At 35.7% G+C, this 23266-nt stretch carries 19 protein-coding genes; 8 read left to right on the top strand and 11 right to left on the bottom strand.

What is annotated here, in order from left to right:
• Positions 1-5: 5 nt before the first annotated feature.
• Positions 6-1604: a sensor histidine kinase gene (locus MHI10_RS05605; protein WP_340783710.1), complete on the bottom strand. Its 1599-nt coding sequence runs from the start codon at positions 1602-1604 to the stop codon at positions 6-8.
• Positions 1605-1706: 102 nt separating this feature from the next.
• On the opposite strand from MHI10_RS05605, the gene MHI10_RS05600 reads away from it, so the two are divergent.
• Positions 1707-2753, top strand: coding sequence for a DctP family TRAP transporter solute-binding subunit (locus tag MHI10_RS05600; RefSeq protein ID WP_340783709.1), 1047 nt, complete (start codon positions 1707-1709; stop codon positions 2751-2753).
• Between the two features lie 283 nt (positions 2754-3036).
• Positions 3037-4290 (top strand): C4-dicarboxylate transporter DctA, encoded by a 1254-nt coding sequence (dctA, locus tag MHI10_RS05595; RefSeq protein ID WP_340783708.1) that lies wholly within the window; start codon positions 3037-3039, stop codon positions 4288-4290.
• A 188-nt stretch (positions 4291-4478) separates the two neighbouring features.
• Here dctA and MHI10_RS05590 read toward each other — a convergent pair whose 3' ends face one another.
• From MHI10_RS05590 to MHI10_RS05575, 4 genes are all read right to left on the bottom strand, one after another.
• Positions 4479-4871 carry a hypothetical protein gene (locus tag MHI10_RS05590; RefSeq protein ID WP_340783707.1) on the bottom strand — a complete coding sequence of 131 codons (393 nt, stop codon included), beginning with the start codon at positions 4869-4871 and terminating at the stop codon, positions 4479-4481.
• A gap of 229 nt (positions 4872-5100) precedes the next feature.
• Complete coding sequence (locus MHI10_RS05585; RefSeq protein WP_340783705.1) at positions 5101-6621, bottom strand: succinate CoA transferase; 1521 nt, start codon at positions 6619-6621, stop codon at positions 5101-5103.
• A 126-nt stretch (positions 6622-6747) separates the two neighbouring features.
• A complete protein-coding gene (locus MHI10_RS05580) occupies positions 6748-7671 on the bottom strand; it encodes a LysR family transcriptional regulator (RefSeq protein ID WP_340783704.1) in 924 nt (307 codons plus the stop codon).
• Positions 7672-7704: 33 nt separating this feature from the next.
• Positions 7705-8898: an MFS transporter gene (locus MHI10_RS05575; RefSeq protein ID WP_340783703.1), complete on the bottom strand. Its 1194-nt coding sequence runs from the start codon at positions 8896-8898 to the stop codon at positions 7705-7707.
• Between the two features lie 344 nt (positions 8899-9242).
• Here MHI10_RS05575 and MHI10_RS05570 point away from each other — a divergent pair, with 344 nt between their 5' ends.
• Positions 9243-11594 carry a M13 family metallopeptidase gene (locus MHI10_RS05570; protein WP_340783702.1) on the top strand — a complete coding sequence of 784 codons (2352 nt, stop codon included), beginning with the start codon at positions 9243-9245 and terminating at the stop codon, positions 11592-11594.
• A 224-nt stretch (positions 11595-11818) separates the two neighbouring features.
• Here the strand turns inward: MHI10_RS05570 and MHI10_RS05565 are convergent, their stop codons facing one another.
• The 3 genes from MHI10_RS05565 to MHI10_RS05555 are packed head-to-tail and all read right to left on the bottom strand — an operon-like array spanning position 11819 to position 14688.
• The gene (locus MHI10_RS05565; protein WP_340783701.1) at positions 11819-12616 is read right to left on the bottom strand and encodes an ABC transporter ATP-binding protein; all 798 of its coding nucleotides are present in this window, start codon (positions 12614-12616) and stop codon (positions 11819-11821) included.
• 15 nt (positions 12617-12631) lie between these two features.
• The gene (locus tag MHI10_RS05560; RefSeq protein WP_340783700.1) at positions 12632-13687 is read right to left on the bottom strand and encodes a FecCD family ABC transporter permease; all 1056 of its coding nucleotides are present in this window, start codon (positions 13685-13687) and stop codon (positions 12632-12634) included.
• Positions 13684-14688 carry a FecCD family ABC transporter permease gene (locus tag MHI10_RS05555; RefSeq protein WP_340783699.1) on the bottom strand — a complete coding sequence of 335 codons (1005 nt, stop codon included), beginning with the start codon at positions 14686-14688 and terminating at the stop codon, positions 13684-13686. Before MHI10_RS05555 ends, MHI10_RS05560 begins: the two co-directional genes overlap by 4 nt.
• 130 nt (positions 14689-14818) lie before the next feature.
• Between MHI10_RS05555 and MHI10_RS05550 the strand changes: the two genes are divergently transcribed.
• The 5 genes from MHI10_RS05550 to MHI10_RS05530 all read left to right on the top strand — a co-directional run bounded on the left by MHI10_RS05550 (position 14819) and on the right by MHI10_RS05530 (position 20211).
• Positions 14819-15793 carry an ABC transporter substrate-binding protein gene (locus MHI10_RS05550; RefSeq protein ID WP_340783697.1) on the top strand — a complete coding sequence of 325 codons (975 nt, stop codon included), beginning with the start codon at positions 14819-14821 and terminating at the stop codon, positions 15791-15793.
• Positions 15794-15863: 70 nt separating this feature from the next.
• On the top strand, positions 15864-16493 hold the full coding sequence (locus tag MHI10_RS05545) for a hypothetical protein (RefSeq protein WP_340783696.1): 630 nt from the start codon (positions 15864-15866) through the stop codon (positions 16491-16493).
• Positions 16494-16676: 183 nt separating this feature from the next.
• Positions 16677-16994 carry a PadR family transcriptional regulator gene (locus MHI10_RS05540; protein ID WP_340783694.1) on the top strand — a complete coding sequence of 106 codons (318 nt, stop codon included), beginning with the start codon at positions 16677-16679 and terminating at the stop codon, positions 16992-16994.
• Entirely contained in the window at positions 16991-17707 is a 717-nt protein-coding gene (locus tag MHI10_RS05535) for a DUF2812 domain-containing protein (protein WP_340783692.1), read from the top strand. Before MHI10_RS05540 ends, MHI10_RS05535 begins: the two co-directional genes overlap by 4 nt.
• 149 nt (positions 17708-17856) lie before the next feature.
• Positions 17857-20211: a M13-type metalloendopeptidase gene (locus tag MHI10_RS05530; RefSeq protein WP_340783691.1), complete on the top strand. Its 2355-nt coding sequence runs from the start codon at positions 17857-17859 to the stop codon at positions 20209-20211.
• A gap of 513 nt (positions 20212-20724) precedes the next feature.
• Here MHI10_RS05530 and MHI10_RS05525 read toward each other — a convergent pair.
• From MHI10_RS05525 to MHI10_RS05515, 3 genes are read right to left on the bottom strand one after another with little or no spacing between them, the layout of a single operon-like run.
• A complete protein-coding gene (locus MHI10_RS05525) occupies positions 20725-21597 on the bottom strand; it encodes a DUF4097 family beta strand repeat-containing protein (RefSeq protein ID WP_340783690.1) in 873 nt (290 codons plus the stop codon).
• Between the two features lie 21 nt (positions 21598-21618).
• On the bottom strand, positions 21619-22311 hold the full coding sequence (locus MHI10_RS05520) for an ABC transporter permease (protein WP_340783688.1): 693 nt from the start codon (positions 22309-22311) through the stop codon (positions 21619-21621).
• Positions 22304-23227, bottom strand: coding sequence for an ABC transporter ATP-binding protein (locus MHI10_RS05515; protein WP_340783685.1), 924 nt, complete (start codon positions 23225-23227; stop codon positions 22304-22306). The genes MHI10_RS05520 and MHI10_RS05515 overlap by 8 nt, the downstream gene beginning before the upstream one ends.
• Between the last annotated feature and the right edge of the window lie 39 nt (positions 23228-23266).

Below are 23266 nucleotides of genomic sequence, written 5' to 3'. Positions count from 1 at the left end.
TCCTTTTAAAGATCAAAAGTCAAAATAAAGGTTGTCCCCTTATTTTCCTCACTCACTATTTCAATTGTGCCATTTCCTTTAGTAATAATTTCGTGAATTAAATACAGGCCAATCCCTCGATTTTCACTATGTTTCGTCGAAAAGCCATTTTCAAAAATCTTTTCTACATCATTTGACGGAATACCTACTCCGTTATCCGCTATTAAAATCGCTAAAATGCCATCATTATCATCAATTGAAATCGTTACTTCCTTTTGCTCGCGTTCGACTGCAATGAGTGCATCAAATGCATTTTCAATTAAATTCCCAAATAACACAACAAAATCATGGTGGTCCAACTGTTCGGGAAAACGCGTCAATTTACTTTCTTCATCAATCAACACTTGAATGCCAAGCTCTTTCCCACGACTAATTTTGCTTAATAATAGCCCCGAAATATTTTCATTATATATGCGTTCATTTAAAAACTTGGTCACTTGCTCTTGCTGCACTTTCACTTGCGATAAATAATCAAGCGCTTGTTTATTATGACCGAGCTGTAATAATCCCGCAATTGTATGCAATTTATTTTTATATTCATGCGTTTGGATGCGGAGTGCCTGTACAAAAGCCTTTACCCCTGTCAGCTCTTCTGCTAACTGTTTAAATTCCGTTAAATCTTTAAAAATTGCCACTGCACCAGCCACTTGACCACCTACAAAAATCGGAATTCGATTGCTTAAAATACTATGGTTATTGACGTAAATTTCCTGATTATAAACCGCGCGACCACTCTCTACAATTTCAGGAAGTCGCGTATCTGGAAGCACATCATAAATATTTTTCCTGATATATTTTTTGGGATTTCCTGCTACGCCTAAAATTCGACTCGCCTTTTTATTAAAAATCGTAATTTTCATCTCTTTATCAACCGCGATAATTCCTTCATGCATCGCATTAAACGTTTCCGTCCGTTCCACGTACATTTTCGCAATTTCATGTGGCTCAAGTCCAAACATTTGTTTTTTGATGTGGCGCCCAAGTGTACGCGCCCCCCAAATACTAAATAAAATGGACAGCAAGATCGTCACAATCATTTCATTTAAATTTTCTAAAATAAGCTGTAAAAAAGTCGGCAATAAAAAACCAACGACGACGACACCAATTTGCATACGCTCAGCGTTTAATACCGGCACAAAAGCACGTACGACAATCCCTTGCTCCCCTACTGCTTTTGATATATAGTAGTTTTCATTAAAAGCCGCTTGAATATCGCTCGACTTACTCACCTGACCGATTTGCTCTGGTGAAGGATGCGATAATTTGACGGAATCCATATTCATGATGACGATATACTGCGCATTGTTAATTACTTTAATACGGTTAATCATTTGATTGAACGCGCTATTATTTTCTATGGAATCTGCGTTCTCCAGCTGTTTTTGAACTTCTGGTAAATCGGAAACCGTTTGCGCAACTAACATCGCACGTTGCCCTAAATCGGTTTCATCGTTATCAGCTAAATTGTTTAACAGTAAAATACCCGCAACTAAAAAGGAGAAGGCGATAATGAAAAATGTCAAAAGTACAATTTTCCCATTTGTCGATAATTTATTAATTTTCATTTCATGCCTCCTTTTTTGCTCTATAATATAACAGACAACCGTTGGAAAAGGTCAACATATGTAAAATTACTTGAGAAACTTTCGATAAATGAGGTGATTTTTTTGCGATTTTATTTAATTTCAGCCATTGTTACACTCATTATTTTAATCACGGTTATTTCATTTCGCCAAGATGTTTGGCAAACGTATGCATTACCTTATGATGAAGAACAGGTCGGCTTGAATGACCAAATTACGATTAATTTTAGCCATGTTGTAGCTGAAAACACACCAAAAGGACTGGCAGCTGATAAATTTGCGCAGCTTGTAAAAGAGAAATCAAACGGAAAAATAAATGTCCAAATTTACCCGAATGGTATTTTATACAATGATGAAAACGAACTTGCCGCATTAAAAAATGGCGATATTCAAATGATTGCGCCAACAATTTCGAAAATGACCGAAGCGCTCCCTTCCTGGCAAGTGCTCGATTTGCCCTTTATTTTTGAGCGGGAGGATCAAATTTATGCCGCGCTGCATGGTGAATTAAGTAAAACATTGCTAGCAGAACTATCCTCCATCAATGTGCACGGGCTTTCTTTTTGGAATAATGGCTTCAAACAAATCGCTTCAAAAAATGAACTGATTCAAACAGTAGAGCAATTTCAATATTTAACAGTCCGAATTATGACAAGTGATTTATTGTCACAGCAATTTAACTTATTAAACGCAGAGCCCATTAGCACGACATTCAATGATTTATATAAAAAAATACAAAACAATGAAATTTTAGCGCAAGAAAATACGCTGTCTAACTTGTATTCAAAAGGTTTTTATAAGATGCAGCCGCAAATTACATTATCTAATCATGGCTTATTAGCTTATAGCGTTTTAATGAATGAAGATTTTTGGCAGTCTTTAGATAAATCCTCACAAAAGATTATCACACAATCTTTAAAGGAAATGGATCGTTGGCAGCATGAACAAGCTATCGCATTAAACGAACAAAATCTCCAACAATTACAAGCCGATCCAAATGTAACGCTTTATACTCTTTCAAAACAGCAACGCGAGGAATGGAGAGTTGCTTTACAACCCATTTATCAATCGTATAACAATATTGGAAATCCTCAATTTTTAGCGCAGCTGTATCAAGATATTAAAAATTGAACGGGAATTTCTGACATCCGACAAATAAACTTAATGAACAAAACCTAACTACTTATAAATAATAAGTAGTTTTTTCTTTTGTACTATAACAAATTACCCCTACACCAAAACAGTATTATAACAACAAAAACCCTTATATGACTAGCTCTTACGCGATTTCAAACAGTTTTTGAACAAAATGAACGATAAGTTTTTTATTATCAAAATAAATATTTCGAAAAATCTTACGTTATGATTGCAAATGTAAACGGTAACAAAAAACTACATACAGGGGGTTACCATATTGAAATTACTAAAAAACTTAACAGTGCAAGTTATTATTGCCATCATTTTAGGGATTATCGTCGGTGCGATTTGGCCTGAATTTGGGGCAAGCTTAAAAATACTAGCTGATTTATTCATCAAGCTAATTAAAATGTTAATCGCTCCTATTATCTTCTTAACAGTTGTTATTGGAATTGGCGGTATGGGTGATATGAAAAAGGTTGGGAAGATTGGTGGTAAAGCATTACTTTACTTCGAAATCGTGTCAACAATTGCCCTTGCTATCGGGATTATGGTAGCTGTGTTGATCAATGCTGGTGATGGTTTTGATACTTCTAAAGCGCAAGATGCGGACATTTCAAACTTTACATCCGCAGCGGCATCTTCTAGTGAGGCTGGTTTAGGTGGCTTCATCTATGATATTATTCCAGAGAACTTTGTCGGTGCAATCGCATCAGGTGCTTTACTACCAACATTATTCTCAGCGATTTTATTTGGTATCGCAACTGCTTCTTTAGGTGAGCGAACACGACCTGTTATCACATTCTTTGAACAAGTTTCTGAAATTTTCTTCAAAATTGTTGGAATGGTTATGAAAATTTCGCCAATCGGGGCTTTCGGTGCGATGGCATATACAATCGGATTCTTTGGTTTAGGTTCACTCAAATCATTAGGACTATTAATGGTCGCCGTTTACTTGACAATGTTTTTATTCGTTGTATTTGTATTAGGCTCAATCGCAAAATATTTCGGTTTCAATATTTTCCGTTTTATCGCATACATTAAAGATGAAATTTTCATCGTAATTGGTACATCTTCTTCTGAATCCGCATTGCCATCCATGATGCGCAAATTAGAAAATTTGGGTTGTGGGAAACAAGTTGTTGGTCTAGTCGTACCAACAGGCTATTCATTCAACTTAGATGGTACGTCGATTTATTTATCAATGGCCGCGTTATTTATCGCACAAGCATATGGTGTCGATTTATCATGGTTGGAAATTGCGACACTTCTTGGGGTACTCATGATTACATCTAAAGGGGCTGCTGGTGTAACAGGCTCTGGCTTCATCACGTTAGCTGCCACATTAGCTGCATTCCCAATGGTACCAGTTGAAGGTATCGCTCTTTTAATCGGGGTTGACCGCTTCATGTCAGAAGCACGTGCTGTAACAAACTTAATCGGTAACGGGGTTGCATGTGTCGTTATTTCTAAATCGGAGAATGATTTCGATGCGGAGATGGCTGCAAAAGCAATGCCTGTGAAAGGTTAATAAATATAAAAAGGCTATGAGTTTTGTTTAACGGGTTCGGTTGATGGGGAGAAAAACCCTAAAAGCAATGTAATTAACAACCCAATTAACATACATTTTAACAGTAACTTGGCTATGTAAATGGCAAGCAAAAACGCTCAGTTTAAACTACTGAGCGTTTTTCGGTATTACTTAAGTTAGTTGAGTTATTACAAACTAATTTCTTCACCTATACTTATAGCATTAAAAGGATTTCTTTCCTTTGATTTTAACGATTCAATAAAGTCTGAAGTTAAGTCCTCTTTGTTAATAATTATTCTTGTAGAACCAGATACTCCACCGTTTAAAAAAATGGGTTCAATAGATTCTGGATTCTTAAGTCGTTGATAAAAAAAACTGTCTAATACAATAGTTGCATAACTAAAATTGCCTGTATTGTTAGTGAATTGATAATTAACTTCAATAATAAGTTCGTCATTGTTTTCCTCAATCTCATAGGTGAAACTTTTCACTTCTGCACTTTTATTAGGAAATAAAATCCACACTAAGCACAATAAAAGAATCACAGATATAATGAAAATTATTACTTTGTTTCTTTTCAAAAATTCACCCCCATTTTATTTTATTAAACTGCCCGTTCGTTTAAGAAAAATATTCGAATACCATATTTAGATTTTAACATAAATTTTCCATTTCCCTTTTTAAAAAATAAGTTCAATTAAAACAATCTACACAAAAAAGCCATACAGATATGCACTCACATCATCTGTACGACTCATTTGCTTGAACTCGCCTAAAAGAGAAAACTTACTTTAGCAGGCTAAAATTCATTTATTTTGCTTTTACTTCCTCTTCACTTAACATCGTGCCTTTTTCTTTTAAGTTTGTATGGAATGCAAATGCCTTTTCAAGAATGTGAGGTGTCTGGCCGCCCACTTTCTCTTTTGCCTCTTCAAAATAAGCGCGTAATTGCGATCTATACGTCGGATGTGCGATTTCAATTAGCTTTTCTGCTCGCTTCACTGGTGGAAGTCCGCGAAGATCCGCATATCCTTGTTCTGTTACAATGACATCTACATCATGCTCGGTATGGTCTATATGCGATACGAAAGGTACAATCGCTGACACTGCGCCATTTTTCGCTAAAGATGATGTTACAAAAATTGTAATTCTAGCGTTACGCGCAAAATCCCCAGATCCACCAATGCCATTCATAATTTTTGTGCCGCTTACATGTGTTGAGTTTACATTTCCGTAAATATCCACTTCTAACGCTGTATTAAATGAAATAATACCTAATCGACGAATCACTTCTGGATGATTCGAAACTTCCTGAGGTCTGAACAAAATTTTCCCACTATACTTTTCTAAATCTTCCGCTAGTGTTTCTACACGCTTTTTAGAAAGCGAGAACGCTGTACCAACTGCAAATTTAACGACACCCGCATCAATTAAGTCAAAAATGCCGTCTTGTAATACTTCCGAAAACACTTCGATATCCTTGAATTGAGAATCCTTCATCCCATTTAAAACGGCATTCGCAACAGATCCTACACCAGATTGTAATGGCGCTAATGATTGCGGCAATTTCCCTGCTTCCACTTCACCCGCTAAAAAGGCTAATAAGTTATCGGCGATTTGCTGTGTTTCTTCATTTGGCTCAAATAATGGAGATGGAATATCAGGTTGTTCCGATAAAATAATGCCTTTTACTTTGCTTGGATCCACTTTAATGCCAATTTCTCCAATTCGATCAGACACTTTGTATAGTGGAATTTCTCTACGCTCGCCTTGCTCTTTCAGCACAAAAATATCGTGAAGCCCTTCATATGCTTTCGGTGCAGTCATGTTTAATTCAATAATTACGTTATCTGCTTTTTCTACAAAGATTGGTGAATTCCCAACCGAACCAGTTGGAATAATATAGCCTTCTTCCGTAATAGCAGCCGCTTCGATAATGGCATAATCAATGTTTCCTAATGACCCTTTTCTTACCTCTTCTGCTGTGTGCGATAAATGTTGATCAATATAACCGATTTCACCCGCATTGATTTTCCCGCGCATAACAGCATTGCCTTGATATGGAACACGCAAGTTAATAATGCCCGCTTCAGCCATTGATTGGTCAGCAGTTGGTCCTAATGAAGCGCCCGTATATAAATTAATTTTGAAATCTTCATTTTCTCCACGCTTAGAAAGTGCAAGTGGAAATTCTTTTGGCTCCCCAAAAAGTGTAAACCCACTCATCCCAAGATTCATTCCATCTTCAATCCAAGAAGCCGCTTCCTCAGCCGAAACAATTTTGTCTAAAAACGCTTTATTTCTAATTAATTGATTTAAATCTTTTCCCATTATCAATCACCCCGAATTAGATTTTTATCGCAACATTTTTTAACCTCATAGTTGACTTGTCTACATTGTAAAGAGCAAGTTATCATTCGTCTATTCCGTTATTTCTATGATAATGATAGATAAAAACTATAATACAAAACGTGCTAAACAATTCATCGCATCTTTTTCGATTTCAAAATGAAGCTTTTCGATTTCACGTACTAATAATTTTATATATTCACGTGCTGCATAATTAATAAAGCAATCCTTTTTCATGACGAGATTAACTGCCCTCGTTAAAGTTGGGTTTTCAATCGGTTGGAAAAATAAATCTTCCGTATCATAAAACTCGTACAATGTGCGCGAGACAACGCTACGTCCTACACCATTTCGAACTAAATTCAAGATAGACTTAATACTAGACGTTTCCACAATAGGCTCTAATTGCATCCCGATATCAGCGCTCGTTTTATTAAGTAATTTTCTACACTGGTGCATAGTAGGAAATAAAATAAGCGGTTCATCTAAAATCGAAGAAAATGCGATTTTTCGTTCCCCATTGTTTTGATTACTAATCAAATAAAATTCCTCATCATACAGCTTCGTTACTTGCAATAGATCATTTGCATTAAGGTGAAAGCCAATACCAAAATCAGCTCGATTTTCCAGAACAGCCTTTTCAACTTGATCTGTCGTTTCGATGAATAATTTAATATTCGGATAAAGCTTGTTAAATTGTATACATAAAGTAGACACTAAATCCGTTATTTCCCCAGGTAACACGGCTATTTTCAATTCTCCTATTTCTACTTTCGAAAATGCTTCAATTTGAGAAGACATACTTTGAATGGTACTTTGAATATTCAATGCTTCTTGCTGAACAATTTCCCCTACCATTGTCAGCTCAATTTTCTTGCCAATACGATTAAACAATGAATAACCTACCTCTTTTTCAAGCATTTTAATTTGATGACTTAAAGTCGGTTGGGAGATGCCTAATTTTTCAGCTGCTTTTGTGAAATGTAGTTCCTTACTAACCATTAAAAAATATTCTAAATGACGCAATTCCATATTCCTTCAATCCTTTTAATGAAAATTTCTTTATTATTTTTTATTAAATTCGTAACGTCTAAATTTGACCATCGTGATCATTCCAACAATAGGTCCAATCGCTAATATTGAAAAGACCCACTCCCAACCAACTATTCTCTGAATAATAGGGATTAAATTGATAGAGAATATCGTAATGAGGAAACCGATACACATTTGAAAAGTAAGGGCTGTACCTACATATTCAACATCAGCAATTTCTGAAACTGCTGCAGAAAATTGGGCGGAATCAGCTATGACAGACACTCCCCAAATAATGGAGATGATTAAAGTTACCCAAATAAATTGTCCAAATGTAAAACCTATTATAATCGAACAGATTGCACTAATAAACATGGAAAGAATCGTTAAATTCGCTCTACCGATTTTATCTGAGATTACCCCACCGACAACAGACCCAATCCCTCCTGCAATTCCTATTGACACAAAAGATGATAATGCAATGAACCAATGAGGAATTTCTGGTGAATAAGTTAAAAAACTAGCAGTCAAAAATGCGGGAAGCCATGTCCACACCGCATACAATTCCCACATATGGCCGAAGTAGCCGTAATTCGCAAGCATTACCGGTTTATTCATCACTACTTTTTTAATTACTTTTAAAGAGAACGGTAATTTTTTTGATTTTACTGGGGCATCTTCTAAAATAAACGAGACAATGAAAGATGATACTAAAGCTAATACTGAGCTACAAATGATAACGATTTTCCAATTTACTGAAGAAAAGAACATGACAATAAAATGGGGTAATGATGAGCCTAATGTTAGCGCCGCAATTAAGATTCCCATTGCTAAACCACGTTTTCTAGGAAACCATTCTGATATAATTTTTACAGCTATTGGGTATACACCAGCGAGAGTGATTCCCGTTAATATCCTTAGTAAAATACCGAAAAAGCCGGAATCGACTGTAATTAATAATACATTCAATAGTGCACCTAACAATGCGGAAAGCGCCAAAATTTTTCGGGGATTAAAGCGGTCAGCAATCCCAAAATAGGAACTAAATAATGCGCCTATTACAAATCCAATAGGAACAGCTGCAGAAAGCCAAGCTTCTGAATTCGAGCTAAGATTCCAATTTTCAATTAGTTCAGGTGCAATTACTGAAGCGCTATACCATAAGCTTAAAGCGCATAGTTGTGATAAGCCAATCCATAGCAATGCTCTCCAAGAACCTTGAATCATACGATCCCCCCAAGCGAATTATAAAAATAGATGACAATATGGAATTTTCCACTATAAGATAGAAAAAAGCGAAAACTCACATATCGTCATTGTTGTTGAGACAAACCACGAGTAAAGTTTTCGCCTTATGCACTAATTTTATCAAATGGATTCTACCATTGCCATCTTTATTTTACTATATTTACCACAAGGTGATAAGCCAAGATTTTTCTATCAAAGTTGGTAATTAAAGTTGATGCCCTTAAAATCACTGTAAAAATACGCCTAATTCCCTTCATTTTTCACCTTATAAAAACTTTAATTCATCTCATAATAAATATATTAATCTGTAAAGGAGCAAGAAAATGAAGAAGTTTTTATCTTTACTTACGGTCATACTAATAGCTCTCTCCTCTAGCATGACGATGGATGCCGCTGAAAAATCTCCAACCGCGACAAGAGGAGAGATTGTTGAAACTTTGTTGAAAGCTACAGAAGCTTATCGGTTAGGTATTAATAAAGAAAGCGTTATGAAAGGCTCTGAAAATGGAGATTTAAGAGAACATGAGCCTGTAAAAAAGGTTGAAGCTTTAGTCATGTTAAGTCGAGCATTCGGTAATTTACCAAAACCTGTCGGAAATGATTTGCGCAGGGGCACATTCGGCATCAAGTTTACCGATGTACCTGCTTGGGCTAAGAGAGATATTGATAAATTGGCAAAAGCAGGCGTATTGACGGCTAACTCGGATGGTGCATTAGGCGCAAATGACACAATGACAATCGATGAACTCCAAAACATTATTGCTAGAATATGGACACTAGAAGGCTCCCATTTAAATGATGATTTTTATGAAGCAATGAATAAAGATTGGCTAAATCATTCGACAATTGCAGCTGGTGAACGTAAGAGTGGCGTATTTTCCGAGCTGCAAAAACAAAATAGCGATAAATTAGAAAAAATAATCGATGAGCTTGCGGGCAAAAAATTTGCAACCGGAACGAAAGAACAAAAAATTACCGACTTCTATGCCACAGCATTAGATACAAAAAATCGAAATAAACAAGGAATTAAGCCCATTCAAAAATATATAAAGACAATTGACGAGGCCAAAACACTTGATGAGCTCATTCAGGCAGATCTTACATTAGAAAGTGAATTAGGGATAAACTCATTATTCGATTTTGCCATTATGAACGATGCAAAAAACAGCAGCGAACATGCTTTGTATTATACTGGATTGGCTACTGGCCTAGATAAGAACAGTTACGTAACGGAAAATTCCGATACGAAAAAAGCCTATATTTTATATATGACCACACTTCTCAAGCTATCAGGTGAGGCAGATTCTACTGCACAAGCACTTGCCGAAGAAATCTATGGAATGGAAAAAAGTTTAGCTTCTGTATCGCTTGAACCGCATGAACAAAGTGACGTCAATCAATACTATAACCCTTTTGCAATCGAACAATTCGATGACCTATTCAAAACAGTAGATATGAAGAAAGTTTTGAAATCGTTGAAACTTGACAGTGTTGATCAAGTGATTGTATTTGATGTGAAGCTAGCTCAAAAAGGCGCGGAATTCCTTAATGAAACGAATATTGATGTGCTTAAAGCTTACGCCAAAGTGCAACTGCTTAAGGCAACAGGCAGCTTGTTGTCTACTGATTTCAAAGATGCAGCGAATGAATTTTCCGCAACATTATACGGCATTACAGGAGAAAAAACAGAGCAAGAAATTGCAGTATCCTTAACAACGAGCACAATGAGCGGATATTTGGAGCAAATGTTTACTAAAGAATATTTTTCATCAAACGCGAAAAAAGATGTAGAACAAATGGTAGACGCGTTAATCGCTACGTATGAGGAAAGAATTAAATCCCTCGATTGGATGTCCGAAACAACGAAAGCGAAAGCCATTAAAAAGCTGGATACAATGAATGTTAAAATTGGTTACCCAGATAAGTGGGATACAACATTAGATCAAGTAGCGATCAAGACATATGAGGATGGTGGTTCGCTGTTTTCGAATACGATTGCCGTAACAAAAGCATACTCTGATGACATTAAAGCCAAGCTAGGAAAACCAGTAGATCGAACAGAATGGGGCATGAGCGTATATACCGTAAATGCTTACTACAATCCATTAAATAATGAAATTACATTCCCTGCTGGTATTCTCCAAGCACCTTTCTATGATATTCACGCGAAACCTGAAGAAAACTATGGTGCAATTGGCATGGTCATTGGTCATGAAATTAGCCATGCATTTGATAACAATGGCTCTGCATACGATGAAAATGGCAATGCGAATAACTGGTGGACTGACGAGGACTTTAAGAAATTTAAGGAGAAAAATGAGGAACTGATTGCGTTCTATAATGATATTGAGATTATTCCAGGTGTATCGAGCGACGGTCAGCTTACATTAAGTGAAAATGTCGCAGATTTAGGGGGAATGGCGGCTTCCCTGCAAGTTGTATCCAAAATGAGCAATCCGGATTATAAAGCCTATTTCAAACGCAATGCAGAAATATGGAAATCCACATCGACAAAAGAAGTAACCGCGATTTTGAGCAAAAATGATGTCCATTCCGCCAATAAAATTCGGGTAAACCGTACGATTGTGAACTTCCCGCAATTTTATGAAACGTATGGAATTGAACCTGGAGATGGGATGTATGTAGCTCCAGAAGATCGCGTTTCTCTTTGGTGAAAATTAGAACAGGAAATGTCCTTACAGTTTAAAAGGCAAAAAGGCAGATTTAATCTACAAAATGTGTAGATTAAATTCTGCCTTTTTGTTTCGCTTTTTTTGTGATAAGTTGTACAATTCATTCATTTTTGTTGTTTAAAATATGTTTAATAATACTGCACTCGGCTCATCATCCAATGAAGTTTTGAAAAAATAGTATTACTTTTTCATAGAACTTTTTACTATTATTTTATAATGCGACCTTTTCCATATGGTAAACACATAGGTGTACCAAAGATTGGATCTGCAATGATTTTACATTTCATATCAAAAACATTCTCTACAAGATCTTCTACCATTATATCCTCTGGTTTCCCTTGTTTAAATACTGTGCGATTCTTTACTGTAATAATATGATCTGCATATCGACATGCTAAATTAATATCATGCAATACCATTATGATTGTACGGTTTTGTGTTTCATTTAACTCGAACAATAAATCCAAAATTTCAATTTGATGCGTTAAATCCAAATAAGTTGTAGGTTCATCTAATAAAATGATATCTGTATCTTGTGCCAAAGTCATCGCAATCCAAGCTCTTTGTCGTTGGCCTCCTGATAATTCATCTATATTTTTATGTTGTAAATCAATCATCCCTGTCGCTTTAATGGCATCGAGTACAATTTTCTCATCTTTTTCAGTCCATTGTTTACGCCAAGTTTGATGAGGGTATCGACCTTGTTTCACCAACTGTAGCACCGTTAAACCTTCTGGTGCGATTGGCGATTGTGGTAGGATAGATAGCTTTTTCGCAACATCCTTTGTCGATAATTCAAATATATTTTTTCCATCCAATAACACGGCACCTTGCTTTGGTTTTAATAGGCGGGCGAGCGAACGTAGGAGCGTCGATTTCCCACAACCGTTTGCACCAATTAATACACTAATCTCATTCATAGGTATCGTTAAATTTAAATTTTCTATAATAGGCTCTGTGCCATAACTTAATGTGAGTGAATCAATTTTTAGCGACTCTGCCATAACTTACAAACTCCCTTAATTCTTTGGTTTTTTTAGTAATAAATAAATGAAATAAGGTGCACCGATTGCTGCAGTAAATACACCCGCTGGCACCTCTAAAGGATTAAAGGCTGTTCTGCCAATAATATCAGCAACAATGACCAAAAATGCACCGATTGCTGCACTAGTTGGAATTAACAGCCCAAAAGCCGAGCCAACTAAACGTCTTGCAATATGAGGAGCTATTAATCCTACGAAACCAATTGCACCTGTAAATGCAATAGCACTCGCCACTAAGCTCGAACATAAAATTATTAAAGTAAATCGAAATTTTTGAACTGGTTGTCCTAAGCCCGTTGCCGTCTCATCCCCAAAATCTTGTACGTTCAAATGCCGCACAAGGAATGTTAATATAATTAACAGAATAATTATGACTGGTACCATAATTTGAACTTCATGCCATTCAGCTGTTCGGACACTTCCTATAATCCATTTTTGTGCTTCAGCTGCTAGATGTATCGGACCAACAATCATCAACAGCGTCGTTAATGCTTGTAAAAAAATAGAAACACCTAGCCCAATTAATACTAATCTTGATGGTGTAACACCATCTTTCCATGCTAGTAAATATACGACTAGTCCGACTAATGTTGCACCAATAAATCCTGCTAAAGGCATCCATTGAATGCTAACGGTTAATGAATGATTTAAATCACTAAATATAGCTAAGAAACCAACTACAGCAGCACCTCCACCAGCAGAAATCCCTATAATATCAGGAGATGCTAATGGATTTTTAATCATACCTTGTAATACTGCACCGGCTACGGCAAGAGCAATTCCAGCAAACGCTGCTACGAAGATTCTTGGTAATCTAAATTCATTAATGACCAACTGTGTATAATCATCACCGTATCCGAAAATTGCTTTCAATACATCGATTGAGCTTATGAACGATTCCCCAAAAGAACCGCTCAAAAGAAACGCAAGCACTGCAAGAATACAAATAATAGTAGCTCTTTTCGTAACATGTAAGTCTAATAAATACGAAAATTTCCCATTTAATAAACGAATTGATTTTAATTTTTTCATGAATTTCTCCCACCCTTTCTAGCCAAATAAATAAAGAATGGGGTTCCTATAAATGCCGTCATTACACCAACAGGTACTTCACTCGGCATAATAATATAACGCGCACCGACATCCGCTACGAGCAAGAGTATTGCCCCAAGTAAAGCTGACATAGGAATTAACCAGCGATGATCTGTCCCTATTATTTTTCGTGCAAAATGAGGAATTATAATACCAACGAAGCCTATTGGTCCAGAAATGGCAACAGCTCCACCAGCAAGTAATATAGTAATTATACCGATAATGAATTTGAATAGCCCAATACGTAAACCCAGGCCTCTAGCAACATCATCTCCAAGAGCAAGTACATTCATTTTTGATGAAATTGCCATTGCCATAACCCACCCTACTACTAAATAAGGTAAAACAGATAATAAAATTTCCATCTTTCTACCTTGTACTGACCCCGCTAACCAAAATAACACCTGGTCCATAGTTGCTTCATTCATCGCTAATAATCCTTGTGTATATGAAGCAAATAATGCACTAATTGCCGCACCTGCAAGCGTGATTTTTAGAGGTGTTGAAGCGGTACCTCCTGAAGCACTTATTCCGAGAACTACGATCGTCGCTACTGCCGCACCTAAAAATGCGATCCATGCAAATGCTTGTAAGCTTGTTACATTAAAAAATACTAATGCGAAAACAACTGCAAAACCTGCACCTGCATTGATGCCTAGAATGCCAGATGATGCTAAAGGATTCTTTGTTAATGTTTGTAGTAAAACACCCGTAATAGCCAATGAAGCACCCACACTAGCAGCAATTAGCGCACGTGGAATCCGTACGTTTTGAATAATGATTTGCTCGTTCGAATGATCGAAATTCACAAAGGATTGAATCGTTGAATGTAATGAAGTATCTGCATATCCATATAAAATACTAATACATATAAAGAACACCATGAGTATCAGTGCAAGTATCAAACCTAACACTTTAAATTTATTTTTTACCAAAATCATCTATGTATTGAACCTCCAAATAATTATTGACATTGCTATTGTGCCATTATATGATTTAACTTGTAATTGAAAACGATTATCACTCTCAAAGCGACAATCACATTTTATCATAGAAATTGGAGGAAAAAAAGTGTCTACATTCAAGAAAGTATTTGCACTTCTACTGACATCTATTACACTTATTGTATTAGCAGCATGTGGAAATGACGCCAAAGAAGTAAGTGATACAAAAGCTGAAGCGGTTATAACGATTGAGCATGCTATGGGTACTACTGAAATTAAAGGTACACCAAAACGTGTAGTTGTCCTTTCAAATGAAGGAACGGAAGCTGCCCTTGCACTAGGGGTAACACCAGTTGGCGCTGCAAAATCACATGAAGGTGACCCATGGTATGATCATATTAAAGACCAAATGGGCGATGCGGTAGTAGTTGGTACAGAATCTGAAATAAGCATTGAAAAAGTTGCATCATTAAAACCAGATTTGATTATCGGTACTAAAATTCGTCAAGAAAAAGACTATGCAAAATTAAGTAAAATTGCTCCAACAGTTTTCTCTGAAACATTACGCGGTGACTTCAAAAGTAATTTTGAGCTTTATTCACGCGCTTTAAACAAAGAAGCAGAAGGTAAAAAAATATTAAAAGCTTATGATGATAAAATTGTAGCTACAAAAGAAGCACTTGGCGAAAAAACAACACAAGAAGTTTCTGTTGTTCGTTTCATGACAGATAAGAGCCGTATTTATTATACCGACTCATTCTCTGGTGTTATTTTTGAACAACTTGGATTCCCACGAGTACCAGAGCAAGAAAAATTCTTTAAAAATAACGACAAGCTAGGTAAATTAGCGGTCGATGTAGGTAAAGAAGCCATTCCTGATATGAACGGTGATGTACTTTTCTACTTTACTTTCACCCCAACAGGTGATGATAGTGCTTTAACTACTGAAAAAGAATGGACAGCTGATCCACTTTGGAATAACTTAGATGTAGTTAAAAAAGGCAATGTTCATAGAGTAGATGATGCGATCTGGAACACTTCTGGAGGGATCCTTTCTGCAAACATCGTACTAGATGAGATCAAAGAGATCTTTTCTAAATAATAGGATTAGCACTTCACTTCCGCTATGAGTGAAGTGCTTTTCTAAAATGATCATTTAAAGTAGGTGACTTATGGATTTACAACAATACAAAGTAATACAACAATCAACAATTTCTTCAACGGCTATCCCTTTAAATCGGTTACAGCAACGGGACATACTCATGCCACTTATTCATCAATATGCCAAAACACTTAACACAGATTCCATCGCTACGGCGGGATCCTTATTTTTAAAGAAATTAGCTTTATTAACCGCATCTTCGTCTATCGATTACTTTGGTTTCCAAAACCAAAAAGACGATTGGTGGTCAGAAGCCTATTTTGATTTGACAAACTTTCAATTGCTCGTGCCCTATAAAACATTTACAACATTACAAATAAATTGGCAACATAGACTTTTAATTGATTTCTTTACCCCTATCGTCAAAATTATTTGTAACGCGTGTAAAATACCACAGAATATACTTTGGGAAAACATCGTTATACGAATTAACCGTCCTTTTAGATTTTATACAACACAATTACCAACTGAAAAAATAGCACAAGTTTTCAATTCTATTACTGAGTGCTGTGAAGAAGTGCGTCCGTATATGTCTTTAGATGATTTCAGTGGTAAGCGACAAACGTGCTGCCGATCTTACCTACTACTTAAAGATACAAATGAAAAAAACCACTGTTCAATCTGCCCCTTATTTACATAAAAAAACTCCTTTTTCAGGTTCAATCCGAAAAAGGAGTTTTTATTATGCGCCAATCCAGTTATAAAATAAAAGGAAAATAATGTGATATACCTCTAGACACATATATCACATTATGATATATTGTTTTTGGATATATATATCACTTTACGATATATCAAAAAAAAGGATACAGGAGGTGATTGATTGAAGAAATCAGAGCAATTAACAGATTCAATGTTTTATATTATGACTGCTTTAACAAAACCAAGGCATGGTTATGCGATTATGAATTTAATCGAAGAAACATCAAAAGGGGCAATTACGATAGGCCCTGCTTCCATGTACACAATTATTAAAAAGTTATTACAACAAGAGTGGATTTATTTGTATGATGGATCGGATTCCAGACGGAAAACGTATCTGCTTACTAAAGAAGGAACAGCAGTATTGGAAGAAGATTTGAAGGTAAGAAAACGGATGATGCAATTAGCTGAAACTGGATTGAAGGAGGTTGAAGAATGAGACAGACAAAGTATATTTCATCAGGTGGTTTAGCTTTTTCTGAGGATAAGGACATGGAAAAGTTACGCCGATTTTCTTTGAAAGGGTCGCATGTCAGTCATTTTAGTTTAATGGGGTATACGCTTGAAAAAGGAGAAAGCTGCGATTACATCTACAGTATAGACTATCGTTCATTAAAAGAAGATGACGCAGAGGAATACTATGAGCTTTTTTCATCTTTTGGATGGTCGCATATCGTCTCAGATGCTGGTATTCATCTATTTCGAGCGCATCCTGGTACAAAACCGATTTATACGGACCGTGACACAACAGCTGAAAAGTATGGAAATTCAATAAACTCTATGAACAAATTCGCAATCCCACTTGTTTTACTAAATGGACTTGTATGGTTTGGGGCCTTGTTTAGCTCGGGTACCTTAAAGTCCGTACTTTATGTAGTAGCGCTTATACTCAATGTAATCGTTCTTCCAACAATTTGGACTGTACTCACTACCTACACGAATAAATGGAAGGTAGAAGGAAGAGTGAGGCTAGTCAATTTAGTAAAGAGTTTACTATTTCTTCTTTTAGCCATCGCGGTGATTGTTTTGTTATTTGTTAAAGATAGTTCAGTTTACATGTTTGCATCTATGGTAATTGGAGCAATCACACTGCCGACTGCTATTTGGGTTATCATGTCCCTTTATCAAAAAGTCGAGAAAAAACGAGCGTAGAATAGACATTTTAATAAGCTCTGATAGCCGGAAGTATTCAACAAAATAGAAATGCGCTTGATAAAATATAGTTGTTGTATAAAATTCCATAAAAGTTAACTTTTTGTTATTATATATTTATCTTTAAAAGTATAGAGGAGGAAACAATGATGAAAAAGAAGTTTTTATCCTTACTCATGGCCATAATAATGGTCCTATCCGTTAGCATATCGGTGTATGCCGATGAAACGTCTTCACCAGCGACAAGGGGTGAAATCGTTAAAACCTTATTAACGGCAGCAGACGCTTATCATCCAGGAATTAAAAAAGAAGACGTTATACAAGGTTCTAGTAACGGAAATTTAAGAGATAATGAACCTGCTAAGAAGATTGAAGCTTTAGTCATGTTGAGCAGAGCATTCGGTGAATTACCAAAGCCTGTCGGAAATAATCTTCGCATTGGAACTTTTGGCGTCGAGTTTACCGATGTGCCAGTTTGGGCTAAGAAAGATATCGATAAACTGGTAAAAGCAGGCGTACTAACAGGCAAACCTGATGGCACATTAGGTGCAAAAGACACGATTACGATCGCTGAGTTCCAAACTATTATCGCAAGAATATGGATGCTTGAAGGCTCCCATTTAAATGACGATTTTTTTGAAGCAATTAATAAAGATTGGTTAAATCATTCGACAATTCCTGCCGGGGAACTTATGGGTGGCATTTTTTCTGAGCTGCAAAAGCAAAATAACGATAATATAGAAAAAATAATCAATGAGCTTGCTGGCAAAAAGTTTGAAAAAGGAACAAAAGAACAAAAAATTACCGACTTCTATGCAACAGCATTAGATACAAAAAATAGAAATAAACAAGGAATTGAACCTATTCAAAAATATGTACAGGCAATTGACGAAGCGAAAACACTGGATGAACTCGTTCAAGCAGATCTTACCTTGGAGAAAGAATTGGGTTTGAGTTCATTATTCAACTTTACAATTATGAATGATGCAAAAAACAGCAGTAAAAATGCTTTGTATTACACTGGATTAGCTATTAGCCTGGATAAGAACAGCTTTGTAACGGAAGACCCGACGGCAAAAAAAGCCTATCTCCAATATATGACCAAAATTCTCGTATTATCAGGCGAGGAAGAGTCTACTGCGAAAGCACTTGCCGAGAATGTTTACGACATGGAGAAAACTTTAGCTGCCGTATCTCTTGAACCGCATGAACAAGGCGACGTCAATAAATACTATAACCCGTATGCAATCGGACAATTTGATGACCTATTCAAAACAGTGAATATGAAACAAGTTTTAAAATCGATGGCAATTGACAGTGTTGATCAAGTCATTGTATTCGATGTAAAGCTAGCTCAAAAAAGTGCAGAACTTTTCACTGAAGCGAATCTAAACGTGCTTAAAGCATACGCAAAAATGCAACTGCTAATGGCAACAGGTAGTTTGTTATCAGATGAATTCCGTGATGCTTCGAATGAGTTTGCTGCAACATTCTACGGCGTTACAGGAGAAAAAACAGATCAGGAAAACGCAGTAGCCATGACAACTAACGCAATGGGTGGTTATTTGGAGCAAATGTTTGCCGAGAAACATTTTTCTCAAAACGCGAAAAAAGATGTTGAGCAAATGGTAGACGAGTTAATTGCTACGTATGAGGAAAGAATTAAATCCCTTGATTGGATGTCAGAAACAACAAAAACAAAAGCTATTAAAAAGCTGGATACAATGATTGTTAAGATTGGTTACCCAGATAAGTGGGATACGACATTAGATCAAGTAGCGATTAAGACATATGACGAAGGTGGTTCGTTATTCTCTAATACATTTACCATAACGAAAGCATATATCGATAGTTCGAAAGCTAAACTAGGAAAACCGGTGGATAGAACAGAATGGGGAATAAGCGTATATACTGTAAACGCTTTCTACAATCCTTTTAATAACGAAATTACGTTCCCTGCTGGTATTCTCCAAGCCCCTTTCTATGATATTAACGCAAAACCTGAAGAAAACTACGGTGCGATTGGCATGGTCATTGGCCACGAAATCAGCCATGCATTCGATAACAACGGATCTGCCTACGATGAAAATGGTAATGCAAATAACTGGTGGACTGAACAGGACTTTAAGAAATTCAAAGAGAAAAACGAGGAACTGATTGCGTTCTATAATGGTATCGAAATTATTCCGGGTGTATTAAATGATGGGCAACTTACACTAAGTGAAAATGTCGCTGATTTAGGTGGAATGGCGGCTTCCCTGCAAATCGTATCAAAAATGAGTAATCCGGATTATAAAGCCTATTTCGACCGCAATGCAGAAATATGGAAATCCACAACGACAAAAGAAGTTGCAGCGTTTCTGAGCAAAAATGATGTCCATTCCGCCAATAAAATTCGGGTAAACCGTACGATTGTGAACTTCCCGCAATTTTATGAAACGTATGGAATTAAGCCAGGAGATGGGATGTATGTAGCTCCAGAAGGCCGTGTTTCCCTTTGGTAAGGAGATTAGAGCTGGAAGTTCCCTTACAGTGAAAAAAGGCAGGTTTAATCTACAATATGTGTAGATTAAATTCTGCCTTTTTTCCGATATTTTGTGAATTGAAAATTTAATTAAGCCCCGTTAGCCATAAAAGGGGCTGTATATTCTATTTGTGTCTATAACAAAATCAACTTCAATTTCTCTATCATAAGGAATACGTTCAAAATTAGGAAGCCCATAAAACAAAATTAGAAAAATCCCTTATTTCAAACAACTTATGCTGTGAAGAGGAAGCTTCTTTTTCCGCACTCTTTATTATTCTTAACATACGATTTGTTAACTTTATATTAGCTGAATTCAAATGCCTGACCGTCCTTTCATTGATTTTTTTCAACTTCTTAATTCAACAATTGTTTTTTATATAACGACAAATATAATGGCTCTCACAAATATCAATCCCAGTAGATAAATGTGGTCCCTGTTGTTCAAGTTCTCGTCTTAACATTATTCATTAACCACACAGATTATAAGTTTTTATTTTACAGTTATTACACCTCCTTCGCTAATTAATTCTAATTTGTTTGAGGCTTCACCAATCTTGCCTTTCTTTAATTTTTCTGTATGTTTTTCTTTCTGATAACCTTCTAAATTAACGCTTATATCGGATGATTCACTGTTCGCTGTAAACTCTAATGATTTGGGTGTTTCTTTATATGCTATTGTAATATCTCCTGAAGTAGTTTCTACAAATAGTGCTTTTCCTTCGATGATTTCTTTCATAAATACTTCACCGTTAGTCGAAGTAATTTTCGTTTTTGGACTGTTGACTCTAGTCATATAGCTATCACCATTTGTAGATTTTATCAGTAGTTCATTTAAAGTACTGTCTACAATAATCAATTCACCATCTTTTGATGTGACTATACCTTTATTTGCCGTTAGTCCTTTAATAGTTTTATGTCCCGAATCTGTAGAAATCGAAAGTTCTTTTGTTTCAATGTTGTTAATTTTGACATCGCCATAGCTGTTTTTTAATGCAATCTTCTTCACTGCATTTTTTGGAATAGAAATATGAATAGTATCTGTTTTTCCAAAACTAAAATTTTTCATAACTCCTACTTCATCATCTTGTTGAAGTACCTTGACTTTATTTCCGTCTTTTATAATTTCAACAGGATTGTTTTTCTCCTTTTTTTGTTGCTTACCTTCAAATTCAATTGTAATTTTTTCAGATTCAGTATTTTCTAATGCTATATTCCAAGACTCTATGTTTATTTCTAATTCTTCAATTTGCTTAACATCAAAGGACTGTTCTCCATCGATGCTCTTTTCATCATTTAATTTAAGGGTGATGATAATCCCCCCTATCGAAATAACAAATATCAAAGCCATGATCGCTTTTTTCACTTTACATCCTCATTTCTCGTTTTAGGTTAAATCTACTTTGTCAACTTTATAATAGGACAGATAGCCGATCATAAGCCCTAATGTACACATTATTATTGGGACAATGATAAATTGAAATAAACTGGACGATGTATCTCCAACGGTTGCATTAATAAGAAATCCAATTAACACAGCTGATGTAATTGTCGAAGCTGTTGATTTTTTTCGCATGCCAAAGTACAAAGGAATTAAACTTACACCAGCCATCATAAAAGTATTGATAAAAGTGGACGGTATTGTGGCTATCATCTCCTGTATCTTAACAGGTGTTTCAAACAAACTCATCATTGGATTTAAGAAATAAACACCGATATTAATCGTTAAAGTCGCAATTATAATGCTAAAGAAACAGAACCAGAAGACTAGAGACAGCTTAGCAAGAATAATTTTTTTCCTTTTTAACGGATACGTAAATAATAATTGAACCGTCTTATTTTTGTATTCATCTATGACTATGCGAGATAAAATTACACTCGAAAAAATGATGAAAACAATTCGAATTAAAATATTTGTTAAAGACATAAAATCTGTATAATCCTGAAAAACCTGTTCATCTCCAGAACCAACAGCCATAAGTACAACTGCTGCTAAAATTCCAACAATACAAATGATTAAGCCTTTAAAATAGCTAGTCATACGATTCTTTTTCCATTCAAGTCTTAATAGTTTAAGCAAATTGATTCCCTCCATTAATAAGGTTTAAGAAATACTCTTCTAAATATTGTTGCTGTTTTTCAATGCCATTGACAGCAATGTTATTTAAAATAAGTTCTTTATTAATTTGAGATTGAGAAATATCATGTTCAAAAATTCTAATACAATGCTGATTAACAATTTCATAATTTCGGATACCAAGCTTGTTCTCCAACACATGAATCGTTTTTTTCACATCGTCTATTTTAATCTCTAGATACTCCATATTCTCTTTTCGAATATCCTCCATTCTTACCTCTTTCAATAATTCCCCATGATGAAGGATGCCAATAGTATCTGCTATTGATTCCACTTCTGACACGATATGACTTGATATTAAAATAGTGATCCCGTGCTCTTCTTTTAAAAGTATTAAAAGCTCACGTATATCTTTAATGCCTATAGGATCAAGACCATTAATCGGCTCATCAAGAATCAGAATCTCTGGTTTTGTAACAATTGCCCGTGCAATGCCTAATCTTTGCTTCATCCCTAGCGAAAATTCATGTATTTTTTTATGATCAACACCCTTGAGACCTACTATATTAAGTGCCTCCTCAACTGCTCCTTTTTCATAAACCCCAATATACTCGCAGTGAAGCTCTAAATTTTCTTTTGCTGTCAGCCTTTCGTAAAATTCTGGGTACTCGATAATACTGCCTATTTTGCTCAAGTATTGATATGAAGTAGTAGAAATGGGTTGATTCAATATTTTAATTTCACCTGACGTTGGTTTTACTAAATTTAAAATCATCTTCATTATCGTCGTTTTCCCAGCCCCATTCGGACCCAAAAACCCATAAATCTCCCCCTTCTTAACGTTCATATTGACCTTTGAGACGGTTTCGACTCCTTTAAAGCTCTTACTTAATTGATGTATTTGAATAACGGTTTCCATGTTTGTTTACTCCTTACCATTTTGAATTTGTTACATTAA

The organism is Solibacillus sp. FSL K6-1523 (genome assembly GCF_038005225.1).
GTDB lineage: Bacteria > Bacillota > Bacilli > Bacillales_A > Planococcaceae > Solibacillus.
Note: the sequence above shows the minus strand (reverse complement) of the source record. Positions and strands in the feature narration are given on the sequence as shown.